Origin of the sequence: Paenibacillus gallinarum, from assembly GCF_014836635.1 — a bacterium.
Lineage (GTDB): Bacteria > Bacillota > Bacilli > Paenibacillales > Paenibacillaceae > Paenibacillus > Paenibacillus gallinarum.
This window is the reverse complement of the sequence record NZ_JACSQL010000006.1, coordinates 1-12,319: the sequence shown is the minus strand read 5'-3', so window position 1 is coordinate 12,319 and position 12,319 is coordinate 1. Positions and strand designations below refer to the sequence as shown.

Annotated in this window: 13 protein-coding genes, 1 tRNA gene and 1 riboswitch; of the genes, 3 read left to right on the top strand and 11 right to left on the bottom strand. The window is 40.1% G+C overall.

Going from position 1 to position 12,319, the window contains the following annotated elements:
* Positions 1 to 32: 32 nt before the first annotated feature.
* Together H9647_RS13785 and H9647_RS13780 are read left to right on the top strand one after the other, a co-directional pair.
* Positions 33 to 656: a DedA family protein gene (locus H9647_RS13785; RefSeq protein WP_191800876.1), complete on the top strand. Its 624-nt coding sequence runs from the start codon at positions 33 to 35 to the stop codon at positions 654 to 656.
* Positions 657 to 659: 3 nt separating this feature from the next.
* Entirely contained in the window at positions 660 to 1,898 is a 1,239-nt protein-coding gene (locus H9647_RS13780; protein WP_191800874.1) for a cytochrome P450, read from the top strand.
* A gap of 102 nt (positions 1,899 to 2,000) precedes the next feature.
* On the opposite strand, the gene thpD is transcribed toward H9647_RS13780, so the two are convergent.
* From thpD to H9647_RS13730, 10 genes are all read right to left on the bottom strand, one after another.
* Positions 2,001 to 2,906: an ectoine hydroxylase gene (thpD, locus tag H9647_RS13775; protein WP_191800872.1), complete on the bottom strand. Its 906-nt coding sequence runs from the start codon at positions 2,904 to 2,906 to the stop codon at positions 2,001 to 2,003.
* 13 nt (positions 2,907 to 2,919) lie between these two features.
* A complete protein-coding gene (locus H9647_RS13770) occupies positions 2,920 to 3,312 on the bottom strand; it encodes an ectoine synthase (protein ID WP_191801347.1) in 393 nt (130 codons plus the stop codon).
* 3 nt (positions 3,313 to 3,315) lie between these two features.
* Positions 3,316 to 4,602 (bottom strand): diaminobutyrate--2-oxoglutarate transaminase, encoded by a 1,287-nt coding sequence (gene ectB / locus H9647_RS13765; RefSeq protein WP_191800870.1) that lies wholly within the window; start codon positions 4,600 to 4,602, stop codon positions 3,316 to 3,318.
* A 17-nt stretch (positions 4,603 to 4,619) separates the two neighbouring features.
* Positions 4,620 to 5,132 carry a diaminobutyrate acetyltransferase gene (gene ectA, locus H9647_RS13760; protein WP_191800868.1) on the bottom strand — a complete coding sequence of 171 codons (513 nt, stop codon included), beginning with the start codon at positions 5,130 to 5,132 and terminating at the stop codon, positions 4,620 to 4,622.
* Between the two features lie 42 nt (positions 5,133 to 5,174).
* A complete protein-coding gene (gene ehuA, locus H9647_RS13755; RefSeq protein WP_191800866.1) occupies positions 5,175 to 6,023 on the bottom strand; it encodes an ectoine/hydroxyectoine ABC transporter ATP-binding protein EhuA in 849 nt (282 codons plus the stop codon).
* A 12-nt stretch (positions 6,024 to 6,035) separates the two neighbouring features.
* The gene (gene ehuD, locus H9647_RS13750) at positions 6,036 to 6,698 is read right to left on the bottom strand and encodes an ectoine/hydroxyectoine ABC transporter permease subunit EhuD (RefSeq protein ID WP_191800864.1); all 663 of its coding nucleotides are present in this window, start codon (positions 6,696 to 6,698) and stop codon (positions 6,036 to 6,038) included.
* A 3-nt stretch (positions 6,699 to 6,701) separates the two neighbouring features.
* A complete protein-coding gene (gene ehuC, locus H9647_RS13745; protein ID WP_191800862.1) occupies positions 6,702 to 7,355 on the bottom strand; it encodes an ectoine/hydroxyectoine ABC transporter permease subunit EhuC in 654 nt (217 codons plus the stop codon).
* A 1-nt stretch (position 7,356) separates the two neighbouring features.
* The gene (gene ehuB, locus H9647_RS13740; protein WP_404822628.1) at positions 7,357 to 8,211 is read right to left on the bottom strand and encodes an ectoine/hydroxyectoine ABC transporter substrate-binding protein EhuB; all 855 of its coding nucleotides are present in this window, start codon (positions 8,209 to 8,211) and stop codon (positions 7,357 to 7,359) included.
* Between the two features lie 352 nt (positions 8,212 to 8,563).
* Positions 8,564 to 8,707, bottom strand: a riboswitch (cyclic di-AMP (ydaO/yuaA leader).
* 897 nt (positions 8,708 to 9,604) lie between these two features.
* A complete protein-coding gene (locus H9647_RS13735; RefSeq protein WP_191800860.1) occupies positions 9,605 to 10,183 on the bottom strand; it encodes a GNAT family N-acetyltransferase in 579 nt (192 codons plus the stop codon).
* Between the two features lie 372 nt (positions 10,184 to 10,555).
* The gene (locus tag H9647_RS13730; RefSeq protein WP_191800858.1) at positions 10,556 to 10,729 is read right to left on the bottom strand and encodes a hypothetical protein; all 174 of its coding nucleotides are present in this window, start codon (positions 10,727 to 10,729) and stop codon (positions 10,556 to 10,558) included.
* Between the two features lie 523 nt (positions 10,730 to 11,252).
* On the opposite strand from H9647_RS13730, the gene H9647_RS13725 reads away from it, so the two are divergent.
* On the top strand, positions 11,253 to 11,828 hold the full coding sequence (locus tag H9647_RS13725) for a DUF6241 domain-containing protein (RefSeq protein WP_191800856.1): 576 nt from the start codon (positions 11,253 to 11,255) through the stop codon (positions 11,826 to 11,828).
* 421 nt (positions 11,829 to 12,249) lie between these two features.
* Here H9647_RS13725 and H9647_RS13720 read toward each other — a convergent pair.
* Positions 12,250 to 12,319, bottom strand: a tRNA-Gly gene (locus tag H9647_RS13720).

Genomic DNA, 12,319 nt, shown 5'->3' with positions numbered 1-12,319 from the left:
TGCAATATGGGCGGATAGGATGTCAATTAACGATGGTTTATGATTTTTTACTAGAATTTATTGATCATTTTGGATACATTGCTTTGTTTTTAGTACTGTGTTTAGGGCTAATCGGACTTCCGATTCCTAATGAGGTTGTTCTCATGACGGCAGGTACATTATCTGCTGCAGGAATCCTCTATTATCCTTTTGCTTATCTTGCCGTTAGCCTTGGAATCTGTTCAGCCATGACCTTCAGTTATGTGGTAGGTCGTTTTTTTATCAAGACAAGATTATTTCGAAGTATGCAGAAGTCAGCCAAAACCGAGCGTTATTTTATAATCTCGGAAAAATGGTTTGATAAATACGGTGGTTATGCCATTGGTATGAGTCTGTGCTTACCATTCCTTCGTCATATCACGATGTACGTTGCGGGTATGAACAAGATGCCATACCGAAAATTTGCTCTATACGCCTACCCTTCTGCTTTTCTATGGACATTAGTCTATTTTTTATTAGGGATCGTCGTGAAAGATCAGATTATGGAAATTGGTACGATGATCGAACATTATGGAACGATTCTTGTTGTTGTCCTCATCGCATGCTTATTGCTTTATTTACTATACCGATCATCTCGCAGCAAACAGCATCATAAAACCATTTCTGGGAGGAAATAACGCTTGAAAAATACCAGTCAAGATCTCACTGAACAGGAGATTACCGCTTTTTTCAATGCCTATGACCCATTAATTCACCAAGATCCGTACCCTTTTTATACAAAAATGCTTCAAGATCATCCGGCTTATTTTTTGAAAGAGCGAAACACTTGGATTATCTCTAAACATGAACATGTTCAGTTCATTCTAAAAAGTCCTATGTTTATTCGGGAGCAAAGCAGGCTTGAAGCAGAACCGGTGGTTATGGATCCTCCTAGGTGGCGAAATATAAATGAGCTGGTGCAAGACTGGATGTTATTCCGTGATCCTCCGACCCATACACGACTTCGGAGTCACGTCGCTTACGCATTTACTCCAAAGACACTGGAACAGAGCAAACCTCGAATTCGATCAATTGCTGAAAACTTGGCAGCAGATATGCTGAAGGAAACGAATCCCGAGGTCATTCATGATTTTGCTTTTCCTCTTCCCGTAATGGTCATTGCGGATATGCTTGGTGTGCCGCAGGAAGATCGGAATATTTTCAAAAGATGGTCCAATTCTTTAGCAAGACTCCTTGATGTTACCTTCTTATCTGAAGAACAGCTTGATGAAGGCGATCTAGCTGCGGCAGAGATTCGTGACTACTTCCGTCAACAAGTAAGGGAGCGCCAAAAAAATCCAAAAGAAGATATCATAAGTGAAATCATTCATGTGGAAAATAAAGAGCACTTGTTGTCCGAAGAGGAACTCATCAATAACTGTATATTACTTCTCGTGGCTGGTCATGAAACAACCGTTAATCTGATCGGTAACGGAATGAAACTCTTTATCGAACACCCTGAATCTTACAAGCTTTTGCATCATCAGCCAGAGCTGATTCCATCTGCGGTAGAAGAAATCCTCAGGTATGAAAGTCCTGTCCAGTTTACTAATCGAACAGCTGGTGAAGACATTTTACTTGGCGATACGCTAATCAGACGCGGACAAGAAGTATTCGTATCCCTTGGCGCAGCCAACCGAGACCCTGCGGTCTTTAGTGACCCACATCATTTCGATATTACGCGAAAGAAGAATCGGCATCTCTCGTTTGCCGCTGGACCCCATTTCTGTATTGGTGCTCCTCTGGCAAGACTCGAAGCGATCACCGCTTTTCAGGTATTGTTGAAACAGTACCCTGCCCTTAGGTTCTCCGGGCCTACGCCAATATGGCGAAATCAAATTTTGTTTCGCGGACTTGAAGCACTTCATGTGAAAATGTAATCATAAAAAGCTGAAAGCCTAATTAATAAAGGCTCTCAGCTTTTTTTAGTTTTTTTGAAACAACGATTACTTTAGGCGATGATCAAGATATTTTGTATATTATTAAGTTTCACGGTTAGCGATATAGCTTGGTCTTGCCTGTTGACCAGAATATGGCTGAACTAGCTTGTTCTCAATACTGTTATATACCATAAAAATGTTACTACGAGGCATCGGCGTAATATTGCTATTCGAACCATGCATAATGTTGCAATCGAATATTACGATCGAACCCGCCTTACCGACAGGTGTATCAATTCCGCCTTCCTTTACCATACGAGTCAGGTTGTCATGGTCAGGGACTCCATATTCTTGCTTACGCAAGGAATCTTTGAAATGATTGTCTGGCGTCTTACCTACACAAGCCACGAACTCTTTATGTGATCCAGGGACAACCATAAGAGGACCATTGAAATGAAAGTTATCTTCGAGTGCAATAGAACAGCTTAATGCTCTCATTCGAGGCATACCGTCCTCCACATGCCAAGTTTCAAAATCCGAATGCCAGTAAAATTCTTTGCCCGTAAAACCCGGCTTATAATTAATACGCGATTGATGGATATACGTCTTGCTTGCAAGAAGGTACTCCACGATGCTTAGTAGTTTCGAGTCTTGAGATAGCTTCTGAAATACGGGCCTAGTCTCATGGATGGCAAAAACAGATCGCACTTCGCTGCCTTCAGGTTCCCGAATAATATGATTGCTCTCCGATTGCCTAGCTGTAACCTGCAAATCTCGTGCTTCCTTTTGGTAATGCTTTAACTCTTCCTGATTTAAAAATCCTTCAAGAAACAGGTATCCATGTTGCTCATAGAAATCAGATTGTTCTTTCGTTACGGGTGAACTCGTATTCCATTCAGAGTGAACAACGGGGTCCTGTCTCTTCAAAATTCGAGGCTCTGAATGAATTCTTGAAGGATAGACGTCCACCTTTTTTTCTTGAAGTGTGGATATATGATTATTACTCATCATTATCTCTCCTTTACTCCGAAATTTGGGAAAGCAGTGGGTACGTTCCTTCTTCATCGTGAACTTCAGCACCTGTTAGTGGCGGATTAAACACACATATCATTCGCATTTGAGACCGAGCTCTCAGATAATGCTTTTCATGTCCATCAAGCGCATACATCATTCCCGGAGTTATTTGATAAGTTTTCCCACCAACAATTTCGATCTCACCTTCTCCTTCGATACAATACACAGCTTCCACATGGTTTTTGTACCAGATCAGTGTTTCAGTTCCTGCTTTGATTAGTGTGTCATTCAAGGAAAAACCCATTTCATCCTTGGTTAGGAGCAATCTTCTCGAGTTCCATGTCGTCGTGTCGATATCATCCTTCGTATGAACAATCTCTTCTAAATGTTTAACAATCATCATTCATCTCTCCTCTGCAGATAATTGTTCCAAACTACGCTCCAGTATTTTCAATCCTTCTTCTAATGTATCGATTTCAATGGTCAGTGGTGGCATTAGCTTTGCTACTTCACTATGCGGACCTGATGTTTCCATAATCAGTCCATGATCGAAAGAGATTTCAGAGAGTCTTCCAGCGAGTTCCTGTCTTTCAAATGCAAAACCCTGTATTAAACCTCTGCCTCGAGTTTCACCACAAAACTCCGGATACTTCACTGGAATATCCTCCAAAACTTTGCGAATAGACTTCGCTCTAATCTCTACATCAAGCTGGAATTCCTTCGTCTTCCAATAATTAAGTGCTTCGGTAGCAGCAATGAATCCTAGATTATTACCTCGGAAAGTTCCGTTATGCTCGCCTGGTTCCCACATATCGATCTCTGGTTTCAATAATGTAATAGCCATTGGAAGGCCAAAGCCACCAATAGATTTCGAGAGGCATATAATATCCGGCTCGATACCGGCATCATCGAAGCTGAAGAACGGCCCTGTTCTACCGCAGCCCATCTGAATATCATCAAGAATGAGTAAAATATCTCTTTCCTTACAGAGCTGCTCAAGACCCTTCAACCACTCTTGACTCGCGGAATTCAGCCCCCCCTCTCCTTGTAAAGCTTCTACAATAACAGCTGCTGGAATAGGAACACCGCTTCCAGGATCATCAAGTAGTTTCTTGATATATGAGAGTGTATCTACGTCATCTCCATAGTAGCCGTCATAGGGCATAAATACAGAGTGAGTAAGAGCTATACCAGCCCCTTCCCGCTTGAATGAATTTCCTGTTACAGCGAGCGATCCAAGCGTCATGCCGTGAAACGCATTCGTAAACGAAAGAATAGTGGAACGCCCTGTTACCTTCCTTGCAATCTTCAGCGCAGCTTCTACAGCATTTGTTCCCGTTGGCCCCGGGAACATCACCTTATGATTCCAACCACGCGGCTTCAGGATCACCTCCTGAAATTGAGTTAGAAATGTTTCTTTCGCGTTTGTTGCCATATCAAGACTATGTGTAATGCCATCTTGCATCATATAGTCAATCAGCTTTCCACGAATCTTCTCGTTATTATGGCCGTAGTTCAAAGCCCCTGCACCTGCAAAGAAATCAATATATTCATTTCCATTTCGATCCCACAATTTAGCGTTTTTTGCCTTCTCAAATACCGTCTGAAAGTTCCGGCAATAACTTCTCACTTCAGATTCAAGATCATTAAACACATTAAGTTCTGGCAATTCTAAAAGTTGATTATTCATAATACCCCTCCATTGGTTTACATTTGATTGAAGAATGGTCCGATGACAAACATGGGCTCATCCTCATGATTCGTACGATCTGGGAACATATCCGCACCATATCCCGCAGTAACGGTACTCGGAATGGATCTCTGCTCAGCAAAACTCAGGAATAGCCGGTGCGATGCCATATTCGAAGGTGAAATGGTCGCTTCAATAAAACGCACGCCAAGGCACGCTTTTTGTTTCAAAAGATTGGTCAGCATGGTCTTTGCTATCCCTTGCCTTTGGTGCGTCCGAGCTACTGCGACCTGCCATACAAACAGCCGATCTTGATTACGTGGTGAACGAAATGCTGAAATAAATCCGATGATGTCCCCCTCATGTTCGGCAATCATACAGGTATCATTGAAATAATCTCCAAGCAGCATGTAACAGTAGGGTGAGTTTAGATCGAGCGTTTCTGTATCTCGGATAAGTTCCCATACGCTCGCTCCGTCTTTTGCTACCGGTTTACGGTATATAATCTCGGTTTCCGTGTTCACTGCCATCTTAATGATGCCCCCCTTCTATAATCTAATTTGAGTTCTATGTTAATTTCCTGAAGAACGAAAACGCTGCAGAAAGCTCTGTAATCGATCACTTTGTGGGTTATCAAATATCTCTTCCGGTGTTCCTTGTTCCACGATTTTTCCATCAGCACCGAAAATCACTCGGTCTGCGATTTCTTTGGCAAATTCCATCTCATGTGTAATCAACATCATCGCCATCTCTCCTTCTTCAGCGATTTCGCGAATTACCTCTAGCACCTCACCCACGAGTTCAGGATCAAGGGCTGAAGTTACCTCGTCAAACACCATAACTTTGGGTCGCATTACAAGAGCTCTCGCAATAGCAACACGTTGTTTCTGTCCGCCAGATAACTTGGATGGATACACCTTGAGCTTATCTTCTAGCCCAACCTTTGTAAGCATCGTAACAGCGCGTTCCTCTGCCTCTTCTTTGCTTAAGCCAAGTACTTTACGTGGAGCCTCTGTCACATTGCGCATCACATTCATATGAGGAAATAGGTTGAAATGCTGGAATACCATTCCGACATTACATCGCATCCGGTGCAGATGCTTTTCGTTTGCACGAACAATTTCTCCCTTATGCTCCATATGCCACAGAAGCTCTCCATCTACTTCAATCGTTCCACTGGTCGGTTCTTCAAGTGTCATCAGTATACGTCCCATGGTTGTTTTTCCTGAGCCGCTTGGACCAATAACAGCGACCTTTTCTCCCGGCTGCATCTCCAAATCAATACCTTTTAGAACTTCTACATTTCCGAATGATTTAGTCACACCTGTGTATTTCACAATAGGAGATGTATCTGGTATTACTTGATTCAGCTCTTCTTGTGCAGAAACTTCCGTTTCCTCACGTTCAAATACCGTGTTCATATATTCCCCTCCTTATCTTCCTCTTTGTAGATTCATGCGCTTCTCCAGCTGTTGCACGAGTAATGAAGCGATATAACTAATAATGAAGAACAATACTCCGACTAACGTATACGGCTCAAAAGCTCGGAAGGATAATGACACGATATTCTTGGCTGTTAGCATAAGCTCAACCAACGTAATTGCACATAAAATCGGTGTCTCTTTGAACATAACGATTAGATAATTCCCAAGTACGGGTATGATTGGTGGAATCGCTTGGGGTAAAATAATTTTCTTCCAGGTTTGAGTCTTCGTATAATTCAGTGCTTTTGCAGCTTCCCATTGACCTTTTGGAACAGCCTCGATGCCAGAACGATATACCTCTGAGAGGTATGTGCTGTAATGAAGTCCGAGTGCTATGACCCCAGTATAGAAAGCCGGAATAGAAATACCCATAAGTAGCGGCAGACTGTAATAAAGAAAGAACACTTGAACAAGCAGAGGTGTGTTACGTATGAACTCTATAACTCCTTTTGTCACTAACGATAGAGGTTTAAATCGACTTCGTGCCATAAATGCGAGAAGTAAACCAACAAATAAAGCCAGTACGAAGGCATAGATCGTAATCAACACCGTCATTTTTAATGCCCCAAGTAACTGTGGCAAAATATCAAATACATAATCCCAATCCCACATTTGTTATAGCCTCCCCGTTGTCAATTTCCGTTCAAGTAACCGAACAGCAATAGAAACAAGTGTAGCTATAATAAAATACATCAGCAGAAGCAGCACCAAGATCTCCGTTGTAAAGGAGATATAGTTATTACGAAGCACCATCGCCTGATATGTGAGATCCGCCATCGTAATGAAATAGACGAGCGATGTTGATTTAATCAATTCGACCATCTGGTTCCCGAAAGACGGCAGCATTTGTAGCGAAGCTTGAGGAAGAATGACATGACTTAACCTTTGCCAGGGTTTCATATTTAGTGCTATAGCAGCCTCAGTCTGTCCTTTTGGAACTGCAAGCACTGCGCTTCGAACGATTTCTGATCCGTATGCCCCGAAGTTAAGTCCTATGGCAAGAATAGCTGCTAACATCTTCGGAAGCTCAATACCGATAAATGGGAGAGCAAAGTATAACCAGAATAATTGAACCAGCAGGGAGGTTCCGCGAAAGACCTCCACATAAATCGCTGAAATGGTACGTAGAATCCAGATTTTCGATAACCTGAGTAAGCCAGCAATCAAGGACACGATGATTGCTAATATGGATGAGAAAAAAGCAACCAAGACCGTGATTTCCGCTCCTTTCAGTAACGAAGGAAGAAAATCAATCCATGAATTTGGCATGTTATTCTCCGCAAAGCGCAGCAGCTGTCATATCGCCTGGAAGCTCATCCTCTGTGAATCCAAACTTTTGCAATATTTCGAGCAACTCGCCTGAGTCTTTCATTTTTTGAAGCTCTGCATTATATGCCTCTTGAAATTCAGTGTCTGCTTGGCGAAAAGCTGTCGCCCCATATCCGCGAACACTCTCACCATCAACTGTAGGTTGAGTGAAGTCAGCAACACGCTCAATTTTATTATCATTGGCCGATTCGAGCATCGCCTGAAGTGATGGCCCCGTCATCGTTATAGCCTGCACACGGTCAGCTTGGAGTGCGCTAATAGCTGAAGCTTGGTCAGGAACTTGAATAATACGATCGGAAGGAATACCAGACTTTTCTAAATACTCGATCTCAACGGCACCTGTCATGACAGCAACTTTTGCATCCCCGTTACTCGCGATACCTTCGTAACTTACAAGTTCTAATGGATTTCCCTGCTTAACTGCAAGTGCTTCTCCAATGCTGTACTCTGGATTCGCGAATAAGACTGCAGAACAGCGATTGGGATTAATAAACATGCCCGCTGTAATAAGATCGAACCTTTTAGCTTGCAAGCCGGCTACTAATGAACCAAACTCTGTCAGCTCACCTCTCATCTCCTTTACGCCTAGCCGCTCTAGAATTACACGAGCTATTTCAACGGCTTCTCCTGTTAATGTTCCATCAGCCTCTTTATATGCGTATGGCTTTTCATTTGCAAATCCTACGGTGATATAACCTCTCTCGATCGCCTCGTCCAGCGGACTCCCACTTTCACTGCATGCCGCTAGAGATATTACGAAGATCAAGGACATCACTAGAACAAAAACTTTTCTCAAAGCATTCCACAACCTTTCTCCATTTCTAGATTATAAAAAATGACACAACTAATAAACCAAGTAAACATACATTTTTACTTGGATTTAAATCTCGAAAATGTCTTACTCTGCTTACTTGAAACAGAAAACTTGATGCAGGTGTGCCCTGTACCTCCCCTCCAACTAAAGCACATCTTTACTTGTCAAAATAAGCACACAATTTAAAACACATTGCTTCAGTAAACGGAAAAAGACCTCCAAACAGGGGATTAAGACATAGCTCCGCCAGCAGGGGGGTCAACAAAAAAAGACAAAGGCCCCTATGATTAATGAGTAAAGGGCCTTTGTTATGTGTATTTATTATGTATGTATTAAAGGACCCATCCACTGCTGACGAGGTTAGCTGACGGACTCGGGTAAGATGGTACCCTACACATGGATTCATGTGACTCGCCCCTGAAAACTGGTTCCCCCGCTCTCCAGAAAGTGCTTTCTGAAAACTAAGCGTGAGTCCATAATAAAGGGATATTTTGGAAATGTCAAACTCATTAGGAGTCTTTTTGGTGATAACTGATTGTTTTAACTAGGTTTAAATATTGGATAATAACTGAATTTTTTATGTTCTTTTACGTCATGTAAAAGTTGTATTAGACACGCTTTAAACAGTGAGAATTTAGCTATATAGCAAGCATTTATTGAAGGAGGAGAATAATGAAAGGAGGCTCTACTTTACGTCTTTTTATTTGCTTTAGAATTAGGGTCAAAATGACGAAAATTCAGCCTAATAAATTTCTTTTGAAAAACAGTTTATTACTGTTGAAGAGGCAATTTTCCCCACAATGAATGAGGACGCTATTTATCGTTGAACTTACTCATACAATGTACATGTGAAGAAGCCGAGCAGCTGATCAGAAGTATATTTTCATCTCAATTCCGTTTGAAATATATTGGTATTTATATACGGTTTAACCACTTTTAACCTTCTAAGCAATGTATTTGTTTGATATGCTTAACCTACATCAATGTGTGAACTGGAGGCTAAATTGTGTTATCAACTAAAATCAAACCCAAACTTCGTTATTTGGGCATAATTACTATTCTTTTTGTGCTGTAGAAGATAACTCAATCACCGTTTTGCTAGGAGATGCCATTACCTCTGTCGATATTAAGATTCCGGAAATAGTAAAGGATCTTCTCGTTGAAGGAGATCTATATTTTATTAATTATGAAAATCATCCTATCTGGGGTTCTAAACTAACTATGATTAATCCTTCACCATAATAAATTAAACCTGGTTTTAATTTGTCAAAAGGAAATAACACCGTACAATCAAAAAGAACCGGCATATGCCGGTTCTCTCCTTTACGTATCTGATAATTCAAAATTACCATAATATATATTATACAGTCAATTATCACCTTTCATAATGTTTTTCAATTTCATCAAATTCTTCTCTTGTTACCCCTAACAAAATGTTGTCATAAAATTTCCCATTCATATATATAATTCTTCTTCTGCGACCTTCTTCAATAAATCCAAGATTTCTGTGGAATTTAAGTGATGCTTCGTTTATTTCTACACAGCTGGAATTGCACTTTTGCATCCGTAGTTCATAGAAGCCATATCTCATAAGAATTCTTGTTGCTTCTGTTGCGTATCCATTGTTCCTATACCCTCTATTCACTCCCAAGCCAAAACTAAACACTCCATTTTTATGATCTAATGAATTTAAGTTAATGAATCCAACTAACCGATTATTTGACAGAGTTTCGATAGCAAACATTTTTCTGAAATTGTCCTTAAAATTATCAAACTTATCCGATATTTCGACAACGTCTATATCATTCTTAGGAAGTTCGATCCCCCATTCCATTAACCGAATTGCTTCACTGTCCTTACTTTCCAATTTCCATTGTTCCCAATCACTTCTTTGTGTTGCCCTTAGTCTAATCTTTGTTCCTTCCCAAAAATAACTTGAATCAGTAATCGTCATTTATTAGTTCCCCCAACACATGTTTTAATTGAATAAACATACATAATTTCTATATTGTACTATATTTTATAATCACCCTATCATGTTTTACTCATAATCGGTAAAAGACTTATACTTGAATTTCTGAAACCACCGAAAGTTTATATAGGAAAATCTTCATATCAAATGCAAAGGAAAAACTTCATTTTTATGTTGTATATAACTTCCTGTTAGCTTAACAAAAAATAGAGCAACTGACATTCAACTGACAAACTACTCCATGCTGTTTCCAACCAGCAATCCCTTAGTTCAATCAATGTAGTATAAATTCAACAAGTATTGTCAGTAGACCTTACTTCGTTCACTAATCAGTAATTGAAGGCTTGCTTTGATTCAGCTGATCTCTATTAAAACTAATTCACCAAGTGTCCGAAATCCTTTTTGCACATGACCAGCCCGATTAATTTTGATTCCATATTCATGTTCTAAATTATCTACCCAGCCCCCTTCATAAACAGTACCAGCGGAGTAACTGCTATTCCTATCTGAGGTTAACTTCACTGACAAATCAGCATTTTAAATGTGCGATTTTTTTTACTTAAGCAAACTGCTTTTTTTGTATAAGTCATGTCACCGATCGTAACAAAAAGGGAGAAGGATGTGCTGCAGTAGCCAATAGACCAAACAAGGTCTTCGCCACTTTTTAAAAATTTGGGTTTAAATTTTTTTGCGCATTTATGAAACTTTTTATTCATAATTCACGTCAAAAACATGAAAGATTAAAAATCAATAGAAATAATGAGGATAAAATACATCACGAAAAGAAGGCCATTATAACGTTTTACTTTCCATCGTCGTCCTAGCAGGAGCCGTTTTCGTATATGCCATAAGCCAAAACGGAAGCTAAACCACCTCTCAAATAGAGACTAGCAATAGTAGCCGTACCGTAAGCCCTGCTTAAACAAAAGCTTATCCTTCCGGATTGGCTTTTTCTTATTTTTTTATTCAGTCTAATGACTTGATATTGTCTATTGATACATCTCTTTTACAAAGTACACAACAACATGAACCTTACGGAGGAATGTCTTACATGTCGAATACAAAGAAAATTATTATTATCGTCGCTTCCATTTTTGTTGTCACGATTGGATCACTTACCGCATACAACATTATTAATTTTAATATGACTGAAACGATCAGAAAGGACGCAGGTGAACTCAATGGTCGTATAGATTTTGAGGGCCCAAGCACGATCGGAGAGATCAAGACGGAATCGACAGATGAAGAAATTGATTTAGTAATGAAACATGTACTAAATAAGAGAATAGAAGTTAAAAACGAAGATGTCATTTACTTAATGCATGCTATGACGCACCAAAAAGTTGTATCCGATAGTAAAGAAACTTCTGTTCAAATGACAACAGAACGAATTGAACAACTTACTACAGTGATTGAAGGCAAAGGGAAAGCATGGGACAATTACGGAAAGTTAATGTCGATCGTTACAAAATGGCAAAACCAAGATTTTTCAGAGATCGATAAAGATCATAATTACTTATGGGGTTTAGAGAAAGGCAATCATGGGAAAGCAATGGGGATCTCATCGCCAAAAGAAGAAGCTTATTTCATCAAGGACAAATGGGGCGAACCGTCCATACAAGAATAAAGAAAAGAGACCAAAATGGTCTCTTTTTTGTTCCCTACAGCCAAAAAAAGAGCATAATTTTGACCTCAGTATATATACAAGCGAAGATTACCTATCTCGGTGTAGTTTCTTTTGCTATCGATTGGAGTGACCCACGATAGCGGTCCTTAGATAGCAGCATCCTACATAATTTCATTTTAAGATCAAGTACTATCAATAAGCTCCATTTACACATATGTATACGAATACGTTTACGTATGTGTATACATAACCCTCCTAGATGAGAAAATCATATCTACAGTCTTTTTCGTGCCATGTGCAGAGTGTGTTATGGCTTGCTGGCTGCAGCAAAAAAGAACAACCAAAATAACTCAATACTTGTTCTCTGCTCAATAGTTTAATAATAAAAAACCCTTCGCGAAAGCGAAGGGTTCCACTGTGAAGCGGGTGATGGGAATCGAACCCACGCTATCAGCTTGGAAGGCTGAAGTTCTACCATTGAACTACACCCG

What these genes read in the sequence shown, in the direction of transcription:
- H9647_RS13785 (WP_191800876.1), top strand. Translation starts at nt 33, where the DNA reads ATGGTTTATGATTTTTTACTAGAATTTATTGATCATTTTGGATACATT.
- thpD (WP_191800872.1), bottom strand. Translation starts at nt 2,906, where the DNA reads ATGAGTAATAATCATATATCCACACTTCAAGAAAAAAAGGTGGACGTC.
- H9647_RS13770 (WP_191801347.1), bottom strand. Translation starts at nt 3,312, where the DNA reads ATGATTGTTAAACATTTAGAAGAGATTGTTCATACGAAGGATGATATC.
- ectB (WP_191800870.1), bottom strand. Translation starts at nt 4,602, where the DNA reads ATGAATAATCAACTTTTAGAATTGCCAGAACTTAATGTGTTTAATGAT.
- ectA (WP_191800868.1), bottom strand. Translation starts at nt 5,132, where the DNA reads ATGGCAGTGAACACGGAAACCGAGATTATATACCGTAAACCGGTAGCA.
- ehuA (WP_191800866.1), bottom strand. Translation starts at nt 6,023, where the DNA reads ATGAACACGGTATTTGAACGTGAGGAAACGGAAGTTTCTGCACAAGAA.
- ehuD (WP_191800864.1), bottom strand. Translation starts at nt 6,698, where the DNA reads ATGTGGGATTGGGATTATGTATTTGATATTTTGCCACAGTTACTTGGG.
- ehuC (WP_191800862.1), bottom strand. Translation starts at nt 7,355, where the DNA reads ATGCCAAATTCATGGATTGATTTTCTTCCTTCGTTACTGAAAGGAGCG.
- H9647_RS13735 (WP_191800860.1), bottom strand. Translation starts at nt 10,183, where the DNA reads ATGACGATTACTGATTCAAGTTATTTTTGGGAAGGAACAAAGATTAGA.
- H9647_RS13725 (WP_191800856.1), top strand. Translation starts at nt 11,253, where the DNA reads ATGTCGAATACAAAGAAAATTATTATTATCGTCGCTTCCATTTTTGTT.